Here is a 20066-nt window from a genome sequence, read left to right as displayed (position 1 = left end):
TCTTCGGGGTGGGTCTGGGGGTGGCGGGATCGGCGCCGTACATGCGCGTCTTGCTGCGCTGCACCTGGCCGGGGAGCATCCGGACACCAGTTGCTGTCGCGCGGTGGCCGTACACGTCGGTGACCCGGATCTCGTACGGGCCGGGACCGGCCCCGGACGCGATCAGCCAGTAGTTGTAGTCCTGGCGCTGCGCCGCCCGCCACGAGCCGTTCTGCCGCACCTCGACCGAGCGCAACGGGTTGCCGTGGTCACCGACCAGGACGGCGAACCACCACTGCGACGAGCCCTCCTTCATGCGGAAGGTGAGCGGGCCGGACAGCCTCGGGTTCACCACCGCGCGGTAGCTGACCTTCACCACCCCCTGCACCGGGTCGGCGATCCGGGCGAACGCCTCGGCGGAGAGGTCGAGGTGACCGGGCGCGCACTCCGGGCACTGGTCCATCACCAGCACCCGGACGGTGCCGCGTGGGCCGGTGACGTCGAGGAAGCCGCCGCAGGAGGCGCCGGAGGCGTACTCGCTCGGGCCGAGCGCGACGTACATCCGGTCGGCGGGCGCGGCGGGCCGGGAGCAGTTGCCGCCGGCGCCCTCGGAGTCGTAGAAGGTGGCCTTGCCGCTGTGCGTCGCGCCGCCGACGGGCGGGGCGGCGCAGGCGGGGGCGGCGCCTCCGCGTACCGCGAGGGTCACCGCGACCGCGGCGGCGACTGTGACCAGACCGGCGGCGGCCAGGCGGCGACGGCGCGTGGCGGCGCGGCGACGACCGTCCGGGGCGGCGGGTCCGGGCGGGTCGCCGGCTGTCGGCGGGTGGGGTGCGGTGCCGTCGGTCACGCCGGTCGATGCTGCCGGACCGGCGTGCCACCGGACAAGCGAGCTAAGCGAAAGCTAAACCGGGCGCAGCGTACGGGCGGTGGAGACGACACCGGCCAGCCCGCCGGCGAGGTCGGGGTCCTGCCGCAGCGAGTCCTCCAGGCGGACCCGCCAGACGCCGGTCTCGACCGGCAGCCGGGCGTCGCCGGCCCAGCGGACCCGGTCACGGGTCTCGTCCAGGGCCACCGCCGCCGCGGGGCCCATCAGGGCGCCGAGTTCGCCGCGCAGCCAGCCGAACAGGTGCTCGTCGTGGATCGCCCCGCCGATGACCCGGGCGGCGTCCCACGCCACCCGCGGTTGGTGGATAACCTGCATCTCGACTCCTCGGTCGATGTGGCATTCCTCGCCATCATCGATCCGGCGGCCACCCGGCGGCAAGGCCCGGAACCGGCCACCTCGCTCCGGTGGCCGCGCGCCGCCGGGGCGTCACCGTCCGGGCGCGGGTCCACACGGTACGACGTGACTCAGTAGCATCGCGGCATGTCAGATCGCCACCAGCTCACCGATTCCGACCCGCGCGCGCAGGGCTCCGATGTGGAGCCGGGCGGGCCCGCGGAGGAGGAGCGGCCCCGGCGCCGCCGGGGCCGGCGGATCGCCCTGATCGTGCTGCTGGTGGTGGTGCTGCTGAGCGGCGGCACCGCCCTGGCCGGCGGCCTCTACTACCGCTCGGTCGACAAGTCGATCGAGCGGGTCGACGCCTTCGAGGGCGTGCCGGAGGAGTCGCGCCCGCAGGTCGAGGCCAAGGGCGCCATGAACATCATGATCCTGGGCAGTGACTCCCGCGACCCGGAGAGCACCGGCGGCTCGCGCAGCGACACGATCATCCTGGCCCACCTGCCGAAGGACCGGTCGAGCGCCCAGCTCATCTCGATCCCCCGCGACACCTGGACGGCCGTCCCGAAGTCGAAGGAGGGCCGCGGCGGTCGCGACGCGAAGATCAATGCCGCGTACGCCTGGGGCGGTGTGCCGCTGATGGTGCAGACGGTGGAGAAGTTCAGCGGCGTACGGGTGGACAACGTGGCGATGGTCGACTTCGCCGGCTTCAAGGAGATCATCGACGCGCTCGGCGGTGTCGAGATCGACGTGGAGAAGGGCTTCACCACGAAGTACTCGCTGATCGGCACGCGGACCTTCGAGAAGGGCCGGCAGACGATGGACGGGGCCGCCGCGCTGGACTACGCGCGGGAGCGGCACGCCTTCCCGGACGGCGACTTCGCGCGGATCCGGCACCAGCAGCAGGTGATCAAGGCAATCCTGGACAAGGCCGCCTCGGGCGGTGTGATGACCAACCCGGCCAAGCTCAACTCGTTCGTCCGTGCCACGTCCGACTCGGTTGCCGTCGACAAGTCACTGTCGCTGGTGGATCTGGCGATGGAGATGCGGGGCCTGCGCGGCGGCAACCTGACGTTCTTCACCTGCCCGGTCAAGGGCACCGGCCGGGTCGGCAGCGAGAGCGTCGTGTTCCCCGATCCGGCGCGCTCGAAGACGCTGTTCGACGCGGTGCGCCGCGACTCGGTCCCCGAGATCCTCGCCATCAGCGGAAAGTAGGACGTCGATCTGCCATGCCGGTGCTGGCGGCGGGGCGGGGTCGCTCGTATCCTGCGATCGCCGTCGGTCTCTGTATCCGGGCCGGCGGCGTCACGGGGGAGGATCGACCATGCCACGCCTGCCGGCGTTCGAGCATCCGTCTGCGCCGCCGTCCGGTGTGGCCATGAACAGGCCGATGGACAGCGGCATGGACACGACCACGGTGCTGCCGTACGCGGGGTCGCGGGCGTCGACGCGTACCCGATGGTTGCGGGCCTGGATGGTGACCGCGCCCATCGACGTCGCGGCGCTGCTCACGCCGCTGCTGCTGACCCAGAACTACTGGCGTGGCACGTTGTTCAACGCCGCGCTCACCGTGGGCCTGTTCGCCGCGGGCGGGCTCTACCGGCCGCGCCGGCACATCAGCATCCTGGACGAACTGCCGAGCCTCGGCGGCCGGTTGCTGGCCTCCGGCGCGGTGGGGGCGATCATCGCGGCGCTGCGGCACGACTCGGTGCCGTACGTCAGCGGGTTCATGCGCGGCGTCGCGCTCTCCGCCGGCCTGGTGATCGTCGGGCGGGCGCTGAACAGCCGGCTCATCCTGCTGGCCCGCAAGCGCCGGTGGGTGGAGCACAACGCCATAGTCATCGGCGGCGGGCCGATCGGCGGCGAGCTGGCCCGGCTGCTGCGGCGCTACCCGCAGTACGGGCTGCGGTTCGTCGGCGCTGTCGACGCCCCGTCGCGGCCGCGGATCGGCGCGTTGCCGCTCATCGGCACGATCGACGACCTGGAGAAGCTCGCCGAGATGCTGGAGTGCGAGGTCCTGGTCATCGCGGACCCGGACTGCTCCGAGGCCGACCTGATGGAGTCGCTGTTGCGTCCGGCCAGTTCGCGCTGTGACCTGTGGGCGGTGCCGCGTCTGTGGGGGTCGCGGTCGCAGGGCGGCTATCCGGACCACATCGGCGCCATCCCGATCGTCAAGATCGGCGACACCACGCTCACCGGTCCCCGGTGGCGGCTCAAGCGTGCCTCCGACGTGGTGTTCGCGGTGACCGCCCTGCTGGTGCTGAGCCCGCTGCTGCTGCTCTGCGTCGTCGCCACGTTCCTCGACGGCGGCCGGGGCGTGTTCTTCCGTCAGGAGCGCATCGGCCGGTACGGCAAGCCGTTCCACGTGATCAAGTTCCGGTCGATGCGCCCGGCCGACGAGCTCGAGTCGCAGACCACCTGGTCGATCGCGCACGACGAGCGGGTCGGCCCGATCGGGCGGTTCATGCGGCGGACCTCGCTGGACGAGCTGCCGCAGCTGTGGAACATCCTGCGCGGCGAGATGAGCGTGGTGGGGCCCCGGCCGGAGCGGCCGTACTTCGTGGAGAAGTTCTCCATGGAATACCCGAGGTACGCGATGCGGCACCGCGTACCGGTCGGGCTCACCGGGCTGGCTCAGGTCAGTGGGCTGCGCGGGGACACGCCGATCTCGGACCGGGCGCGGTTCGACAACTACTACGTCGAGAACTGGTCGCTCTGGCTCGACATCAAGATCGTGCTGCGTACCGTCACCGAGGTCTTCCGGGGCGGCGGCCGCTAGCCGCGGTCGCCGGCCAGCGCCTGCGCCAGGTCCGCCCGCCAGTGGCCCGGCGGCGGCAGCTTCGCCGCCGACCAGCGGCCGTGCGCCAGGACGCCGTACCGGGGGCGCGGCGCCGGGCGCGGGAAGCGGTCGCTCGTCGTCGGCCGGACCCGGTCCGGGTCGAGACCGCGCAGGGCGAAGACGGCGCGGGCCAGGCCGTACCAGGTGGTCTCGCCGGCGGCGGTGCCGTGGTACGTCCCGGGTGCCGCGTCGCCGGCGAGCGCCGCGTCGGCGAGCGCCACGAGACGCTCCGCGAACCGGTACGACCAGGTGGGCTGGCCGCGCTGGTCGTCCACCACGTCGAGCCGGTCGCGTTCGGCTGCCAGCCGCAGCATCGTGGTGACGAAGTTGTGCCCGTGGGTGGCGTAGAGCCAGGCGGTACGCACCACGTACCCGGTCTCCGGCAGCAGCCGGGCCACCGCCCGCTCCCCGGCGAGCTTGCTGCGCCCGTACGCGTTCACCGGGCCGGTCGGGGCGTCCTCCGGGTACGGCTCGGTGGCGTCCCCGCCGAACACGTAGTCGGTGGAGACGTGCACGAGGCGCGCGCCGGACCCGGCACAGGCGTGGGCCAGCGCGGCGACCGCGTCGCCGTTCACGGCTGTGGCGTCCCGCTCGCGGGTCTCGGCTCCGTCCACGTCGGTCCACGCGGCGGCGTTGAGCACCACGTCGTGGCCGCCCACCGCGTCCCGGACCGCGTGCGCGTCGGTGACGTCGAGGTCGGCGCGGCCGGCGGCGGTGACCGACAGGTCCGGCCGGGTCCGCAGCACGGCGAGCAGGTCCCGCCCGAGCATCCCGCCCGCGCCGGTGACCAGGATCCGGGTCATTCGGGGCCGGCCGTCTTCAACGGCTCCCACCAGGCCCGGTTGTCCCGGTACCAGCGGACCGTCTCGGCCAGGCCCCGGTCGAGGTCGATGCTCGGGGCGTACCCGAGCTCGCTACTGATCTTGCCGATGTCCAGCGAGTAGCGGCGGTCGTGGCCCTTGCGGTCGGTGACCGGCACGACCCGGTCCCAGCCCGCGCCGCACGCCGCCAGGAGCCGCTCAGTGAGCTGCCGGTTGGTCAGCTCGGTGCCGCCGCCGATGTGGTAGACCTCGCCGGCCCGACCCTTCTCCTGCACCATCGCCACGCCCCGGCAGTGGTCGTGCACGTGCAGCCAGTCCCGGACGTTGCCGCCGTCGCCGTAGAGCGGGACGGTGCCGCCGTCGAGCAGGTTGGTCACGAACAGCGGGACGACCTTCTCCGGGAACTGGTACGGCCCGTAGTTGTTGGAGCAGCGGGTCACCACGACGTCCAGGCCGTGGGTGCGGTGGTAGGACAACGCCAGCAGGTCCGACCCGGCCTTCGACGCCGAGTACGGCGAGTTCGGCGCCAGCGGCCAGTCCTCCGTCCACGAGCCGGAGTCGATCGAGCCGTACACCTCGTCGGTCGAGACGTGCACGAACCGGCTGATGCCGTGCCGCAGCGCGGCGTCCAGCAACGTCTGGGTGCCGAGCACGTTCGTGGTGACGAACGGGGCCGCGCCGGTGATCGAACGGTCCACGTGCGACTCGGCGGCGAAGTGGACGATCACGTCGTGGCCCGGCACCACCTCGTCGACCAGCGCCGGATCGCAGATGTCGCCGCGGACGAAGCGCAGCCGGGGGTCGTCGCGTACCGGTGCCAGGTTCGCCAGGTTGCCGGAGTAGGTGAGCTTGTCCAGCACGGTCAGCGCGGCCGGGTCCTCGACCGGCACCCCGGCCGCATCGCCGCCGGGCACGCCCAGCAGCATCCGCACGTACTCCGACCCGATGAAGCCGGCGCCGCCGGTGACGAGGATCCTCACGGATGGTGGAGTCTACGCCGTACCGGCAGCCCGGGCGGGACGTCGACGGGCCACGGGGGCGGCGGCGCCGCGGGTAGTCTCCGCGGGTGCGCGGAATCCTTCTCGCCGGTGGCACCGGATCCCGGCTCTGGCCGATCACCCGGGCCGTCTCGAAGCAACTGATGCCGGTGTTCGACAAGCCGATGGTCTACTACCCGCTCTCCACTCTGGTAATGGCCGGGGTGCGGGAGATCCTGGTGGTGACCACACCGGAGGACCGCACCCAGTTCGAGCGGCTGCTCGGCGACGGCAGCCAGTGGGGGCTGCGCCTGACGTACGCCGAGCAGCCCCGCCCGGAGGGCATCGCGCAGGCGTTCCTGCTCGGCGCCGACTTCGTCGGCGAGGAGGCGGTGGCGCTGATCCTCGGCGACAACATCTTCCACGGTGTCGGGCTCGGACGGCAGCTCGCGCAGCACGGCGAACCGGCCGGTGGGCGGGTCTTCGCGTACCCGGTCGCCAACCCGCAGGACTACGGCGTGGTCGAGTTCGACGACGCCGGCCGGGTGCTGTCGATCGAGGAGAAGCCGGCCCGTCCCCGGTCCCGGTACGCGGTGCCGGGCCTCTACTTCTACGACAACCGGGTGGTCGACATCGCCCGCAAGCTGACGCCGAGCGCCCGGGGCGAGCTGGAGATCACCGCGATCAACGAGACGTACCGGGCGTGGGGCGAACTGACGGTGACGGTCCTCGACCGGGGCACCGCCTGGCTGGACACCGGCACGTTCACGTCGATGATGCAGGCCGCCGAGTTCGTCCGGGTGATCGAGGAACGCCAGGGCATGAAGATCGGTTGTGTCGAGGAGGTCGCCTGGCGGTCCGGGCTGATCGACGACGAGCGGCTGCGGATGCTGGCCCATCCGCTGACGCGCAGCGGTTACGGTGAATACCTGCTGGGCCTGCTGGCCGAGCGGTCCGGTTCGGGGAGCGCGTCGTGAAGATCCGTCCGCTGAGCATCGAGGGCGCCTGGGAGGTGACCCCGCGCCGGCACGGCGACGCGCGGGGCCTGTTCCTGGAGTGGTATCGCTTCGACCGGCTCGCCGAGGCGGTCGGCCGTCCGCTGCGGCTGGCGCAGGCCAACCTGTCCGTCTCGGCGCGGGGCGTGGTGCGCGGCATCCACTTCGCCGACGTACCGCCCGGCCAGGCCAAGTACGTCACCTGCGTACGCGGGGCGGTGCTGGACGTGGTGGTGGACGTGCGGGCCGGCTCGCCGACGTACGGCCGGTGGGAGGCGGTACGCCTCGACGACACCGACCGGCGGGCCATCTACCTGGCCGAAGGGCTGGGGCACGGGTTCTGCGCGCTCACCGACGACGCGACGCTCAGCTACCTCTGCTCCGCCACGTACAACCCGGCGGCCGAGCACACGGTGCACCCGCTGGATCCGGACCTCGGGATCGACTGGCCGGCGGCGACGCCGCTGCTGTCCGAGCGGGACGCGGCAGCGCCACGCCTGGCCGAGGCGCGCGCCGCGGGTCTGCTGCCCGGCTACGACGCCTGCCGCTCCTTCACCGAAGCGTCGGCGACCCGGCCGTCGGTCTGACCCGGCACCCCGGCCGGACGGCGCACCGTCGTCGCCCAGAGCGCCCGCACGTCCGCGCTCACCGGAGTGCCGGCCCGGCGGTAGCCGAGCACCAACGCGATGCCGACCCCGAGCGCCAGGCCGCCGAGCGCACCGCCGAGGGCGTACCACTGCCACCGCACCGGCTCGGAACGCGGCGGCGGCGCGGCGGCCCGGACCACTGCGACGTGGGCCTTGAGCCCGAGCCCGGCGGGCGGCAGGTCGCGTTCGGCGATCCGTTGCAGTTCGGCGGCGAGCGCGGCGGCGATCGCGGCGGCGGTGCCGGCGGACCGGTCGGTGACCGTCACGTCGATCGCCAGCGAGTTCACTGTGGACGAGGCGACGACGCGCCCGGCCAGGTCGTCGGTGGTGTACGGCAGTCCGAGCGAGTCGATCACCGGGCGGGTCAGCCGGGGCGTGTTCATCATGGTGGCGTACGTCTTGACCCGCCGCTGCATCAACCGGCCCGCCTCGTCGGCCGGCGGGCGGGGCTGGGGCGCGGCCGACTTCTCGACGGCGAACGTGACGACCATCTGGGTCTCGGCCCGGTAGACCGGCGGCCGCCGTTCGGCGAGGACCCCGGTGAACGCGCCGCACAGCAGTGTCAGCGCCAGCACGATCGGCCACCGCCTGCCGATCGTGTCGCGGAAGTGGGCGAGGTCCACGACGCGTCACCCTACCGGCGGCGGGCCGTTGCGGGCGTACCCGCCCGCCGGGTCCGTTGCGCTACGGCGCTCATGTCGGGTAGAACAGGCCCGCACACATCCGCGCATCTTGGGGGAAGACGAGTGGATTCCGCGTGGCCGGCTCGCGGCCGGCGCCGGCGCCTGGGCGCCGGGTGTTAGGCCGGGTCCGGCGGATCGTCTCCCCCGAGCGTCTCTATCTGGCCGCCCTGGGCCTGACCGGGCTCGCCGCGCTGGTGTCGGTCACGTTGCCGGCTGCGGAACGCGGTGAACTCGCGGCGAACATGGTGAGCGCCACAGTGGGCGCGGCACTCGGCGGCCTGTCAGTGGACACGTTCCTGCTGTCCCGTCCGGCCGGCTGGATCATGTCGCGCGGTCGTCTGTGGATCGCCGGCATCCTCACCGTCTCGCTCGGCCTGACCGCGCTGGCCGCGGCGCTGCTGACCACGCTGGCCGGGCTGGGCAGCCACCCGGTCGGCATCGGTGCTGGCTGCGCGCTCACCGTGTTCAACGCGGCTGCGTCGCTCGGCCTGCGCCTCAAGCGGTTCTGGTTCGTCTACACCATGCGGGCACTCGGCGGCGCGGTGCTGGTGGCCGGGTACGGGCTGCTCTGGCTGGGCCACCGGCTCGACGGTGGCCTGTGGAGCGTGCTCTGGCTTGGCGTGCAGGTCGCCACCGCCACGGTGCTCGGGGTGGCGGTGCTGGGCTGGGCGCGGCGGTTCGGGCCGGTGCCGGCGGCGACGGCGGGGCGCACGGAGTACCGCGCCGACCTGCTCGCGGTGGGCCGGCTGCACGTCGGGGTGTGCGCGCAGATGCTGACGTACCGGCTCAGTCAGGTTCTGGTGGCCCGGTTCGCCGGCGCGGGCGCGCTCGGCGTGTTCGCGCTGGCGGTGGCGGCGCTGGAGTTCGCCCAGTCCGGCGCGGTGGTACGGGCGCAGCGGATCCTGGCCGAGCGTGACCCGGACGCGATCGGCGACCACGGCCGCGAGGTCGTGCGCTCGGCGCTGCCGATCGCCGCGCTCGCCGTGATCGGCCTGGCGGTACTCGGCGTGCTGGCGCCCGACTACCACGACGCCTGGATCTTCGGCCTTCTCCTGCTACCGGGGACGCTGGCGCTGTCGGCCGGCAAGACGTGGAGCGCGGCGCTGCTCAAGCGCGCGGGCGAGCAGGCCACCACCGCCGTGGCCCTCGTCACCATGTCGGTGTCGGTGGTGCTGTACGTTCTGCTCATCCCGTGGGCCGGCGCGCTCGGCGCCGCGGTCGCGTCGTCTGTCGCCTACGGCGTCTACGCGTTGCGCACCCGGCAGCGACTCCAGCGGTCCACGCACCTCCTCGTCAATCGGATGGCCTAGCGGTGGACGTCTCAATCGTCGTGTTGACCTGGGAAGACTTCGAGCGCACCGACGGCTGCGTCCGCTCGCTCCCAGAGGGTGTGGAAGCCGTCGTGGTGGACAACGGCAGCGCCGCCGAGATCAGCGACAGGCTGCGGGCCATGTGCGCCGAGACCGGTGCCCGGTACGTGCGCTCGGAGACGAACCTCGGCTACGCCAAGGGCATGAACCTCGGTGTCCGGCACAGCACCCGGTCCCGGGTGGTCCTGTCCAACAACGACATCCTGGTGCGGCCCGGCGCGATCGAGCGGCTCGTGGCCGAACTGGACGACCCGGCCGTGGGCGCGGCGTTCCCGAAGGTGCTGGACGCGACCGGCCATGACCAGACCGCCGCCGGCCGCTTCCTCACAGTGGGCACCGGCGTCGCGCACGCCACCGGGCTCAGCCTGGTGTTCCCGCGGCTGCGGATCGTGGCCCCGCCGGAGCGTGGTGACTGGCTCTCCGGGCCGTTCGTGGCGATCCGGCGGGAGACGCTGGACCGGATCGGCGGCGTGGACGAGTCGTCGTTCTTCTACTCCGAGGACCTGCGGCTGTGCTGGGCGGTGCGCCGTCTGGGGCTGCGCCTGGCGTACCTGCCGGACGCCGTGGTCACGCACGAGGACGACGCGAGCGCGAAGCGCCGGTGGGCGGCCGAGGAGATCTCCCGCCGGCAGACCCGCGAGTTCATCCGGGCCAGCCGTGAACTCGCCGGATGGCGGGGCACTGTGGCGTGCTCCGCGTACACGCTGGGGGTGCTCGCCCGGGCGGCGGTGGGTGGCGGGGCGGCGCGGCGGGCGATCGCCCGCGGCGCCCTGGAAGGCATGGGCGTCCGATGAGGGTGCTGTTCGTCTGCACCACCGGCGGGTCGGGGCGGCGGCAGCTCGGCGGCGCCGAGCGCTTCCTGATCGAGATGCTGCCCGCGCTCGCTGCCCGCGGCGTCGACGTGGTCGCCGCCACCCCTGAGGACGAGGTGGCGGCGGCGTTGCGGGACGCGGGCGTGCCGTGGCGTCCGCTGGGCGCGGCCAAGCGGGTGGACCTGGGGTACGCGCGCGGCATCCGCGCCCTCGTCGAGGAGCTGCGGCCGGACGTGGTGAGCGCGCACCTGCTCTCCGCCGCGATGCACGCCCGCGCCGGGCTGGGCGTGCGGGGCCGTCGCACGCCTCTGGTGGTGACGCTGCACAACAGCCTCTGGCAGTACCGCGACACGGCGGAGACGCTGCGCGCGAAGGCCGCGGTGCAGGCCAACATCAGCACCGACCTGATGTTCCGGCGGCTGCGGCCGCACGCGACGGTCGCGGTCTCCGGCTTCGAGGCCCACGAGCTTCGGGTACGCGGGCGGATCCGCGACGTGCGGGTGATCCCGAACCCGCTGCCGGCCATCTGGCCGCAGGTGACCGACACCGGTGGTCTCGCACCGGACGGCCCGGTGCGGGTCGGCTTCCTCGGCCGGCTGGAACGGGAGAAGGGCGCCGACCTGCTCGGGGACGTCGCCGCCGCGCTGCCGGACGTGGAGTTCCTGGTCGCCGGCGCGGGCACCGTCGACGTCGAGGAGCGGCCGAACCTGCACCTGGTCGGCCGGGTCGACGCCGCGCCGTTCCTGCAACGGCTGCACTGCCTGCTGGTGCCGTCCCGGGTGGAGGCGTTCGGGCGCAGCGCGCTGGAGGCGATGTCGCTGGGTGTGCCGGTGGTGCACTCGGGCGCGGGCGGCCTGACCGAGGTGACAGCCGCCGGTGACGGCGTGCTCGCGTACCGGGCGGACCTGACGCCGCGGGCACTGGCCGCCGCCGTGCGGACGGCCACCGACCCGGCCGCGTGGGACGAGCGGCGACGCGAGCTGGCCCGGCAGTACGCCGACCGGCACTCGTTCGACGGATGCGTGGACACCTGGCACGACCTGTACCGGACGGTCGTCCGTGGCACCCGCTGAGCGACGCCTCTGGTCGGTCGGGATCCCGTTCGCGCTCGGCGCGGCCCTGCTGCTGGCCACGCTCGACGCCGGGTTCGCCGTCGCGCTCGCGCTGGCGGTCGGCACGCTGTTCGCCGCGCGCCTGCGGATGTGGGCGCTCGCCGCCTGCGCCGCCGTCTGGACCGCCGCGCTGCTGGCCGTACGGGTGTTACCAGGCCCGTACGACTCCTGGGCCGGTCGCGGGGTGCTGCCGGTGCTCGCCGGTTACGTCACGGTCTTCCTGCTGGCCTGGGCGGTGGGCCGGCGGCTGATCGACAGGCGGGACGAGGACGGCGACCGGTCCCGCCCGGCGCTGTCCTGGCCGTCCGAGCGGTGCCTGCTGACGTACCTGCTCGTGCTGCTCGGCGTCGCGGTGGTGACCGCGGCGATCCGGTTCCGGGGCACTGTGCCGCCGCTGCTCGCCGACAACCCGGACGCCGCCCGGCAGGTGCTGCGCGAGCAGTCGAACCTGATCATCGGACTGCTGTCCGAGGCGTGGACACTCGGCATGGCCGTGTCGCTGCTGCGTGCGTTGTCCGCGCGCGGCCGAGCGCTGCCTGTCTACTACGCGCTCACCGCTGTCTTCACCGTCGGCGCCGCGCTCGGCGCGAGCAAGAACTCGGTGCTGGTGGGCATCGCGCCCGCGCTGATCGCGGCGCTGTCGGTCCGGCGTACCCGGGGACGGGCCGCGTCGTTCCTGGCCGCGCGGACGCCTGTGGTGCTGCTGATCGGCGCGGTGGCGCTCGGCGCGGCGGTGTTCCTCGGCGGGCAGCGCACCATGGCCGGCACCGGCGCGTTCGAGACCGAGTTCCGGGCCCGCTACGGCAGCAACGCGCTGACCAGCAGCGCCGGGTCGCTCGACCTGTCGCTGAGTTCGTCCACCGAGACGTTCGGACGGGTGTGGTCGCAGCGCGAGCACCTGGAACCCCGGTACGGCACGTACTCGCTGACGTTCCTCGGCTCCCGCGTCGAGCCGATCGTCGGCAAGGCGGACCTGTACGGCCTGACGTCCCAGCTCAGCCAGCCGTACCTGATGAACACGGCCACGTTCGTGGCCATCCCGCTGCTCGACTACGGCCCACTGGGCGCGGTGTTCTTCCTGGCCGCGCTGGGGCTGGCGGTGGGCGCGACCGAACGGTGGTTCGAGTTCTCCCGGGCGCCGGCCGGGCAACTGGCGCGGGCGTTCGTCGTCTACTTCGCGCTGTTCGGCGTCTACGAGCTGTATCCGCTGATCTATCCGACCTGGCTGAGCCTGGTGCCCGGCCTCTGGGTGCTGCACCGGCTGGGCAGGAGCACGGCATGACGTTCGACGGGCTCACAGTGGTCACCGTCCTCTACCGGTCCGCCGGCATGCTCGCCGAGACGCTGCCGACCTGGGTCCGCAGCGCCGGTGACCTGCCGGTCCGGTTCGTCTTCGCGGACAACTGGCCCTCCGACGGGTGCGCCGAGGTGATCGCCGGGCACCTGCCGGCCGACCGGTACGCGTACCTGCCCGACTCCACCAACCCGGGTTTCGCGGCCGGCTGCAACCGGGGTGCGGCGACGGTCACCACGAGCCACCTGCTCCTGCTGAACCCGGACGTGTGGCTGCCCGACGACGCGCTGGCCCGGGTCTGCGCCGCCGTCGCCGCCGACCCGGACGCCCCGCTCGCTGTCGGCCTCGCCATGCACGGCGGCGAGTACGTGGGCATCGACCTCAACCCGGTGTCGCTGTTCATCGACAGACGGTCCACGGCGAGTCGTGCCCCGCTCGGCCCGTCCGGCGGCGCGGCGGTCTTCCCGGCCGCGCTGTACCGGCGCTTCGGCGGCTTCGACGAGCACCTGTTCGCCTGGGGCGAGGACGCCGACCTGGCGTTCCGGCTCTACGCCTCCGGGCTGCGCACGCACGGGCTGGACGTGGTGCTGCCGCACGCGGGCGGGCACAGCGTGGACGGCGACGACCGGTTGCAGGGGTTCCGGGCGTTCCTGCTGGCCCGCAACCGGCTGCTGGTCGCGTCCCGCACGTTCACCTGGCCGCTGCTGCTCGTGGCGGTGCCGGTGCTGGCGCTCGCACACCTCGCGCTCGCCGCCCGGCGGATCCGGCAGGGCCTGCTGCGCCCGTTCCTGCGCGGCATCGGACGCGGGCTCGTGGAGGGGCCGGCGGCCCGCCGCCGCTGGACCGGGCCGCGGTTCGGGTTCGCGTCCCTGCTCGGCTACCTGACCGCTCGGAGGGCGTGATGACGGCACAGCCGTGGACAGTGGTGACTGTCAGCTACCACTCGGCGGACACGCTGCGCCGCTGCTGGCGCGGTCCGAAGCCGTACGAGTGGCTGGTGGTCGACAACGCCTCGGCCGACGACTCGGCGGCGGTCGCCGAGGAGCTGGGCGCGCGGGTGATCCGGCTGCCGGAGAACGTCGGTTTCTCCCGCGCCAACAACGTCGCGTTGCGCGAGGCGACCGGCCGGTACGTGCTGTTCGCCAACCCGGACCTGGAGGTGCGCCCGGACGACCTGGACGTGCTGGCCCGGCACCTGGACACGCACGGCGGACTGGTCGCGCCGCAACTGCTCGGCACCGACGGCACACCGCAGGCCAACGGGCGCGGCTTCCCGTACGCGACGGCGAAACTCGGCAACCGGAAGGTGTGGCCGCTGTCCCGGCTGCACGCCGCGTACCGGCTGGTGGCCGCGCCCGGCGAGACGCGCCACGTGGCCTGGGTGATGGGCGCGGCGGTGGCCGGCCGGACCGCCGACGTCACCGAGCTGGGCGGATGGAACGAGCGGTTCTTCCTCTACTACGAGGATCACGAACTGGGGCTGCGCGCCTGGCGGAACGGGATGCCGGTGGCGGTGCTCGGTGACGTGCGGTGGACCCACCACTGGGCGCGCGCGACCAACTCGGTGCGCTGGTCCCGGGCGCACACGCTGGAGCTGCGCAGCGCCCGGACGTTCTTCGGCATGTTCCCGGAGTTCCTGGTCGGCCTGCCGCGACCGGCACGCCGGCACCGCCGGGCCGCCGGGCTGGTCGGCACGGCGGTCTCCGCCACTCCGTCCACGCCGGACCGCGCCGGCCAGTGATCGAAGCCGGTCGCGGGGCCGCTGACGTGAATGACGCTTTGATACCGTCTCGCCGTGTCCGTGACACGCCCGGCCTTCTCCCCCTCGATGGCGCCCGCGTCGGCGACGCCGGTGCCGTCGCGGCCGGGCACGCCGGTGGCGCTCGTCGCGCTCGCGTGGGACCGGCTGAGCCGGTCCCCGTACTGGTCCGTCGCGGGCCTGCTCGTCGCGCTGGGCGCCGTGCTGCGGATCCGGCAGTGGGCTTACGCGCGCAGCTTCTGGAGCGACGAGCTGTACGTGGCGCACAACATCCGGGAGCGCGGCTACCTGGACCTGTTGCAGCCGCTGGCGTTCAGCCAGTCGGCGCCGCCCGGCTGGCTGTGGCTGGAACGGTTCGCGTTCGAGCAGTTCGGCGACGGTGAGCGGGCACTACGGCTGGTGCCGCTGCTGTTCGGGCTGGCGCTGCTGCCGCTCGTGGCGTGGCTCGGCCGGGCACTCCTGCCGCCGCTCGCCGCGCTGGCGGCGCTGCTGCTGATCGCCGTCGCGCCGTTCCTCATCGGCTACTCCAACGAGCTGAAGCAGTACAGCGCCGAGGCGTTCGGCGTCACGCTCGTGGTCGGGCTGGCGCTGCTGCTCGTCCGGACCGGCCCGACCTGGGCCGGGTCGGCGGTGTTCTGGTCGACCGCGGCGGTCATGGCGTTCGTCAGCACCCTGTCCATTCCGGTCACCGGCGCGCTCGGCGTGCTGCTGGGCGGGTATGCGCTGTCCCGTCCGGATCGGCAGTGGGCGAGCAGGTGGCGTGAACTGGGCCGGTTCCTCGCCCCGGCGCCGGCCTGGGGCGTGGTCGCGCTCGTGGTGTACGTGCTGTTCCTGGCGCCGGGACTCGCCGATCCGCAGCTCGCCGCGTACTGGCGGGCGAAGTCGATCTATCCGGCGCACTCGCTCACCGACCTGGCCGCCACAGTGGAATGGCTCGCGGCGACGTACCGGAGTCTCGCCACAGTGCCGTTCGTGGCCTGGTCGGCGTGGGTCGTCGTACCGCTGCTGGTGCTGGGCGCGGCCGCCGGGCTGCGCCGGCTCTCCACTGTGGCGGTGCTGGTTCTGCTCACCCCGCTGGCGGCGGGGCTGGCCGGCGCGGCCGTGTCGGTCTACCCGTTCAACGGCCGGCTGGCGCTCTACGCGGTGCCGGCCTGCCTGCTGCTCGCCGCGCTCGCCGTCGCACCGCCACCGATGCGGGCCGGCCTGCCCGCCCGGATCAGGTGGGTGGTCGGGGTGGTGCTCCTGCTCGCGCTCGCCGTTCCGCAGCTGGCCACCGCAGTGGTGGCGACTGTGCATCCGGCGCGGGCCTTCGCCCAGGGCGGCGGCGCGAACGCTGTCGACTACCGGGGCGCGCTGGGCTACCTGGACGACAAACGCCGCCCGGGTGACCTGGTGCTGGCCACCACGGTCTCGTGGAACGCCCAGGCGTGGTACGGCCCGGCGGCGGACGCCTATGTGGTCGCGGCCGGCCCCGGCGGGTGCCCGGGGCGGACCGTGTCGGCGTTGCTGCCCGGACGATCCCGGGTCTGGCTGTTCCAGGCCACCGACTGGGCCGACGGGGCGAACCGGGACGTCATCGTCCGGCTCGGCGGCAGCGGCGTGGCGGTCACCGAGCGGCAGTTCAGCGGGGCGCGCGTGGTCCGCTTCGACCTGGCCGCGGGCGTCACCAAGGGCAGCGACGTCTGCCTGGTGCCGCCGCCGAACGGCGCCCGCGTCCGCTAGCGGCGCGGCGTCCTAGCTGTGCCGCTGCCAGAGGTCGCGCAGGGCGTCCCAGTTGCCGCCGAGCCCGGCGCCGCACGGCGTCTCCATGTAGATCGCGCTCGTGTTGTCGTCGCGGCCCCACCAGATGCCGCAGACCGGGCGGCCGTCCTGGCCGTTGCCGGCGTACTCGACGTAGCTGCCCTGCGCCCCGCTGACGCCGCCGGTGGCCGGTCCGGCCTCCCGCATGCCCGGCGCGAGCGCACGGCCGATGATGCCCATCTGCTGGCGGAAGGCGCGCGCCGCCTCCTTCTTCTCGGCCGACTCGTACTCGGCGAAGTGCACCGACACGCCCAGGTAGCGGCAGAAGACGTGCTGCTTCTCGCCCGCGGCGAGCCCGGGGCCGCTCTTCTCGGTGTTGATCGCGCAACCGCCCACCCCGTCGAGCCACGGCTCGGCGATCGGCATGAGCGTGGCGTCGAACTTCGCCTTGTTCAGCGACTGCTGGGTGGCCTCGTAGAGCGCCGGGGAGGCGCTGGCCGCCGGAGTGGACGGTTCGCCACCGTCGGCGAGCGACCGTCCGGAGAGCAGACCGGCGCCGCCGGCCAGCACCGCCGCCATGACCAGACCTCCGATCCACAGGCCGGTACGGCTCTTGGGCGGGCGGGCGACCGGTGCGATCCGGGGACCGCCGGTCGGCACGAGCGGATCCGGGGCGGTGGCCTGGGCCGGGATCGCCGGCACCGGCATGCCCGGCGACACCGGCATGCCCGGCGACACCGGCGCGCCGGACGAGACGGGCGCGCCGGAGACCGGCTGCTGCGGCGTCATCGCCCACGGCTGCGGGCTCCACGGCAACTGCGGCGGGGACGAGACCTGCTGCGGCGGCGCGGACACCGGCGGGGGCGGCGGGAGGATCTCGGCGGTGGCGGTGCGCTGGTAGTCCATGCCCAGGCTGCGGAACAGCCGCTCGGCCGCGCCGTCCTCTTCGGACGGGTACGCCACCCAGGGCTGGCCGGCGGCGAAGTCGGAGTTGACGTACCGGTGGCCGCCGGGCGTCTGGGCCAGCACGTTCGCCGCGTTGGTGAACGCCTCGCGCCAGCGCTGGTCACCGGCTGCGGCGCCGTCCAGAACCGCCACGGTCAGCGCGCGGTCCTGCCCGTCGAGTGCGGCCCAGGCCCTGCCGACCTGGCACTCGCCCAGCACCTCGGTGAACCTGTACGGACCTTCCGGCTGCATGCCCCACTCCTCTGCTCACCCGCCGTGCGGATAGTACAGAGAGCACGCCCGTCGGATCTCCCTGCGGTCGGGCCACTCTTGCGCTCTGAAAGTTTTCATGCATAGAGTCAGCTCGTGAATGAAAGCGGTGCGGCCTCCCCTGACCGCCTGCTCGACCTCTTCCACGGCGTACGGCTCACCCCGACCCAGCGCCGCATCGCCCACTGCCTCGTGCGGCACGCGGGCGCGGCGGCGTACCTGTCCGCCGCCGAGGTGGCCGAGCTGGCAGGCGTCAGCCAGCCGTCGGTGACCCGGTTCGCCATGGCGCTCGGGCACGACGGCTACCCCGCGCTGCGCCGACGCCTACGGGAACTGACTGTCACCGGGGCGGCCGGACCGGCCGCCGGCAACGCCCTGCAACGGGCGGTGCACGCCGAGCGGGACAATCTCGACCGGCTCGCCGCACAGCTCGCCGACGCCGGCCGGGTCGCCGAGGTGGGGAAGCTGCTCGCGGCCAGCCGTCCACTGCCGGTGCTCGGGCTGCGCGCCGCCGCGCCGCTCGCCGCGTACTTCGCGTACTTCGCCGCCAAGGTGCACCCGGACGTGCGGGTGCTCGACGACGGCGGCAGCATGCTGGTCGACCGCCTGGACCAGGCGGTCGCGGCCGGCGCGACGGCGATGCTGGCGTTCGTGCTGCCCCGCTACCCCCGCGAGACGCTGGACGCGCTGCGCGAGGCCCGGGACGCCGGGCTGACGGTCGTGGCGATCACCGACTCGCCGGTGAGCCCGGCCACCGAGCACGCCGAGGTGGTGCTGCCCGCCGCCGTCGGCGCCGACCTGGTCTTCGATCTGCACACCGCACCGATGACGCTGGCCATGGTGGTGCTCCAGGCGATCTGCGACGCCGCGCCGGCCGAGACCCAGAACCGGCTCGAGGCGTTCGAGTCGTCCGCCGCCCGCCGCCAGTTGTTCCTCGGCTGAGAGGAGTACGAGATGCACCAGCCCGTCCGCGCCGCCCGCGGCACCGCACGCACCGCGAAGGGGTGGCCCCAGGAGGCCGCCCTGCGGATGCTGATGAACAATCTCGACCCCGAGGTGGCCGAGCGCCCCGAGGACCTGGTGGTCTACGGGGGCACCGGCAAGGCGGCCCGGGACTGGCCGTCGTACCACGCGCTGGTGCGGACGCTGACCGAGCTGCGCGACGACGAGACGATGCTCGTGCAGTCGGGCCGCCCGGTCGGGGTGATGCGCACCCACGAGTGGGCGCCGCGCGTGCTGCTGGCCAACTCCAACCTGGTCGGCGACTGGGCCACCTGGCCGGAGTTCCGCCGCCTGGAGTCGCTGGGCCTGACCATGTACGGGCAGATGACCGCCGGTTCCTGGATCTACATCGGCACCCAGGGCATCCTCCAGGGCACGTACGAGACGTTCGCCGCGGTGGCCGAGAAGCGCTTCGGCGGCACGCTCGCCGGCACGCTGACGCTCACCGCCGGATGCGGCGGCATGGGCGGCGCGCAGCCGCTCGCGGTCACCATGAACGGCGGTGCCTGCCTGATCGTGGACGTCGACCGGTCCCGGCTGGAGCGGCGGGCGCACGACCGCTACCTCGACGAGATCGCCGACTCGCTTGACGACGCGGTCGAGCGGGCGCTCGCCGCGAAGCGGGACCGGCGGGCCCTGAGCGTCGGTGTGGTCGGCAACGCCGCCACCGTCTTCCCCGAGCTGCTGCGCCGGGGCGTCGCCATCGACATCGTGACCGACCAGACCAGCGCGCACGACCCGCTGTCGTACCTGCCGGAGGGCGTGGACCTCGGCGACGCGCGGGACTACGCGGCGGCCGAGCCGGCCGAGTTCACCGACCGGGCGCGGGCGTCGATGGCGAAGCACGTGGAGGCGATGGTCGGCTTCCTCGACGCGGGCGCCGAGGTCTTCGACTACGGCAACTCGATCCGGGGCGAGGCCGAGCTCGGCGGATACGAGCGGGCGTTCGACTTCCCCGGGTTCGTGCCCGCATACATCCGGCCGCTGTTCTGCGAGGGCAAGGGCCCGTTCCGCTGGGCCGCGCTCTCCGGCGACCCGAAGGACATCGCCGCCACCGACCGGGCCATCCTCGACCTGTTCCCGGAGAACGAGTCCCTCGCCCGGTGGATCCGGATGGCCGGCGAGCGGGTCGCGTTCCAGGGCCTGCCGGCGCGGATCTGCTGGCTCGGCTACGGCGAACGTGACCGCGCCGGGGTGCGGTTCAACGAGATGGTGGCCTCCGGCGAGCTGAGCGCGCCGGTGGTGATCGGCCGGGACCACCTCGACTGCGGCAGCGTGGCCAGCCCCTACCGGGAGACCGAGGCGATGGCCGACGGCTCCGACGCGATCGCCGACTGGCCGCTGCTGAACGCGCTCGTCAACACCGCCAGCGGCGCGTCCTGGGTGTCCATCCACCACGGCGGCGGCGTCGGTATCGGCCGGTCCATCCACGCCGGGCAGGTCTGCGTGGCCGACGGCAGCGCCCTGGCCGGGCAGAAGATCGAGCGGGTGCTCACCAACGACCCGGCGATGGGCGTGATCCGGCACGTCGACGCCGGCTACGACGACGCCCGCGAGGTCGCCGGGCGCACCGGCGTCCGCGTCCCGATGGCCGAGTAAGGA

General features: G+C 73.5%; 19 protein-coding genes. 13 read left to right on the top strand and 6 right to left on the bottom strand.

Annotated elements, in window-relative coordinates; genetic code table 11:
• Positions 1-826 (bottom strand): expansin EXLX1 family cellulose-binding protein (locus tag ABD52_RS16430; protein ID WP_047892392.1); only part of this gene is annotated, 826 nt, incomplete at its 3' end.
• Between the two features lie 54 nt (positions 827-880).
• The gene (locus tag ABD52_RS16425) at positions 881-1180 is read right to left on the bottom strand and encodes a hypothetical protein (RefSeq protein ID WP_013474253.1); all 300 of its coding nucleotides are present in this window, start codon (positions 1178-1180) and stop codon (positions 881-883) included.
• Positions 1181-1345: 165 nt separating this feature from the next.
• Between ABD52_RS16425 and ABD52_RS16420 the strand changes: the two genes are divergently transcribed.
• Together ABD52_RS16420 and ABD52_RS16415 are read left to right on the top strand one after the other, a co-directional pair.
• On the top strand, positions 1346-2413 hold the full coding sequence (locus tag ABD52_RS16420) for an LCP family protein (RefSeq protein ID WP_013284383.1): 1068 nt from the start codon (positions 1346-1348) through the stop codon (positions 2411-2413).
• Between the two features lie 109 nt (positions 2414-2522).
• A complete protein-coding gene (locus ABD52_RS16415; RefSeq protein WP_036310515.1) occupies positions 2523-3977 on the top strand; it encodes a sugar transferase in 1455 nt (484 codons plus the stop codon).
• Here ABD52_RS16415 and rfbD read toward each other — a convergent pair.
• Both rfbD and rfbB read right to left on the bottom strand, forming a co-directional pair.
• Positions 3974-4840, bottom strand: a complete 867-nt coding sequence (gene rfbD / locus ABD52_RS16410) for a dTDP-4-dehydrorhamnose reductase (protein ID WP_047892391.1) — start codon at positions 4838-4840, stop codon at positions 3974-3976. The genes ABD52_RS16415 and rfbD overlap by 4 nt on opposite strands.
• Entirely contained in the window at positions 4837-5838 is a 1002-nt protein-coding gene (gene rfbB / locus ABD52_RS16405; RefSeq protein WP_047892390.1) for a dTDP-glucose 4,6-dehydratase, read from the bottom strand. The genes rfbD and rfbB overlap by 4 nt, the downstream gene beginning before the upstream one ends.
• A gap of 86 nt (positions 5839-5924) precedes the next feature.
• On the opposite strand from rfbB, the gene rfbA reads away from it, so the two are divergent.
• Both rfbA and rfbC read left to right on the top strand, forming a co-directional pair.
• Complete coding sequence (gene rfbA, locus ABD52_RS16400) at positions 5925-6812, top strand: glucose-1-phosphate thymidylyltransferase RfbA (RefSeq protein ID WP_013284379.1); 888 nt, start codon at positions 5925-5927, stop codon at positions 6810-6812.
• Complete coding sequence (gene rfbC / locus ABD52_RS16395; RefSeq protein WP_047892389.1) at positions 6809-7417, top strand: dTDP-4-dehydrorhamnose 3,5-epimerase; 609 nt, start codon at positions 6809-6811, stop codon at positions 7415-7417. Before rfbA ends, rfbC begins: the two co-directional genes overlap by 4 nt.
• On the opposite strand, the gene ABD52_RS16390 is transcribed toward rfbC, so the two are convergent.
• Positions 7363-8100: a YveK family protein gene (locus ABD52_RS16390; RefSeq protein ID WP_047892388.1), complete on the bottom strand. Its 738-nt coding sequence runs from the start codon at positions 8098-8100 to the stop codon at positions 7363-7365. The genes rfbC and ABD52_RS16390 overlap by 55 nt on opposite strands.
• Before the next feature lie 134 nt (positions 8101-8234).
• Here ABD52_RS16390 and ABD52_RS16385 point away from each other — a divergent pair, with 134 nt between their 5' ends.
• From ABD52_RS16385 to ABD52_RS16355, 7 genes are read left to right on the top strand one after another with little or no spacing between them, the layout of a single operon-like run.
• Positions 8235-9470 carry a lipopolysaccharide biosynthesis protein gene (locus ABD52_RS16385; RefSeq protein WP_013284376.1) on the top strand — a complete coding sequence of 412 codons (1236 nt, stop codon included), beginning with the start codon at positions 8235-8237 and terminating at the stop codon, positions 9468-9470.
• A 2-nt stretch (positions 9471-9472) separates the two neighbouring features.
• Positions 9473-10324 (top strand): glycosyltransferase, encoded by an 852-nt coding sequence (locus ABD52_RS16380; RefSeq protein ID WP_013284375.1) that lies wholly within the window; start codon positions 9473-9475, stop codon positions 10322-10324.
• Positions 10321-11415 (top strand): glycosyltransferase family 4 protein, encoded by a 1095-nt coding sequence (locus ABD52_RS16375; protein WP_047892387.1) that lies wholly within the window; start codon positions 10321-10323, stop codon positions 11413-11415. The genes ABD52_RS16380 and ABD52_RS16375 overlap by 4 nt, the downstream gene beginning before the upstream one ends.
• Positions 11402-12736: a hypothetical protein gene (locus ABD52_RS16370; RefSeq protein ID WP_047892386.1), complete on the top strand. Its 1335-nt coding sequence runs from the start codon at positions 11402-11404 to the stop codon at positions 12734-12736. Before ABD52_RS16375 ends, ABD52_RS16370 begins: the two co-directional genes overlap by 14 nt.
• Positions 12733-13650 (top strand): glycosyltransferase family 2 protein, encoded by a 918-nt coding sequence (locus ABD52_RS16365; RefSeq protein WP_047892385.1) that lies wholly within the window; start codon positions 12733-12735, stop codon positions 13648-13650. Before ABD52_RS16370 ends, ABD52_RS16365 begins: the two co-directional genes overlap by 4 nt.
• Positions 13650-14489, top strand: coding sequence for a glycosyltransferase (locus ABD52_RS16360; RefSeq protein ID WP_013284371.1), 840 nt, complete (start codon positions 13650-13652; stop codon positions 14487-14489). The genes ABD52_RS16365 and ABD52_RS16360 overlap by 1 nt, the downstream gene beginning before the upstream one ends.
• Before the next feature lie 54 nt (positions 14490-14543).
• Positions 14544-16229 carry a glycosyltransferase family 39 protein gene (locus ABD52_RS16355; RefSeq protein WP_235437479.1) on the top strand — a complete coding sequence of 562 codons (1686 nt, stop codon included), beginning with the start codon at positions 14544-14546 and terminating at the stop codon, positions 16227-16229.
• A 12-nt stretch (positions 16230-16241) separates the two neighbouring features.
• Here ABD52_RS16355 and ABD52_RS16350 read toward each other — a convergent pair whose 3' ends face one another.
• Positions 16242-17444: a hypothetical protein gene (locus ABD52_RS16350; protein ID WP_047892383.1), complete on the bottom strand. Its 1203-nt coding sequence runs from the start codon at positions 17442-17444 to the stop codon at positions 16242-16244.
• A gap of 114 nt (positions 17445-17558) precedes the next feature.
• On the opposite strand from ABD52_RS16350, the gene ABD52_RS16345 reads away from it, so the two are divergent.
• Together ABD52_RS16345 and hutU are read left to right on the top strand one after the other, a co-directional pair.
• Positions 17559-18404 (top strand): MurR/RpiR family transcriptional regulator, encoded by an 846-nt coding sequence (locus ABD52_RS16345; protein WP_047892382.1) that lies wholly within the window; start codon positions 17559-17561, stop codon positions 18402-18404.
• Between the two features lie 12 nt (positions 18405-18416).
• Positions 18417-20063 carry a urocanate hydratase gene (hutU, locus tag ABD52_RS16340; protein WP_047892381.1) on the top strand — a complete coding sequence of 549 codons (1647 nt, stop codon included), beginning with the start codon at positions 18417-18419 and terminating at the stop codon, positions 20061-20063.
• The last annotated feature ends 3 nt before the right edge of the window (positions 20064-20066 follow it).

The organism is Micromonospora sp. RV43, assembly GCF_001029515.1.
Taxonomy (GTDB): domain Bacteria; phylum Actinomycetota; class Actinomycetes; order Mycobacteriales; family Micromonosporaceae; genus Micromonospora; species Micromonospora aurantiaca.
Note: the sequence above shows the minus strand (reverse complement) of the source record. Positions and strands in the feature narration are given on the sequence as shown.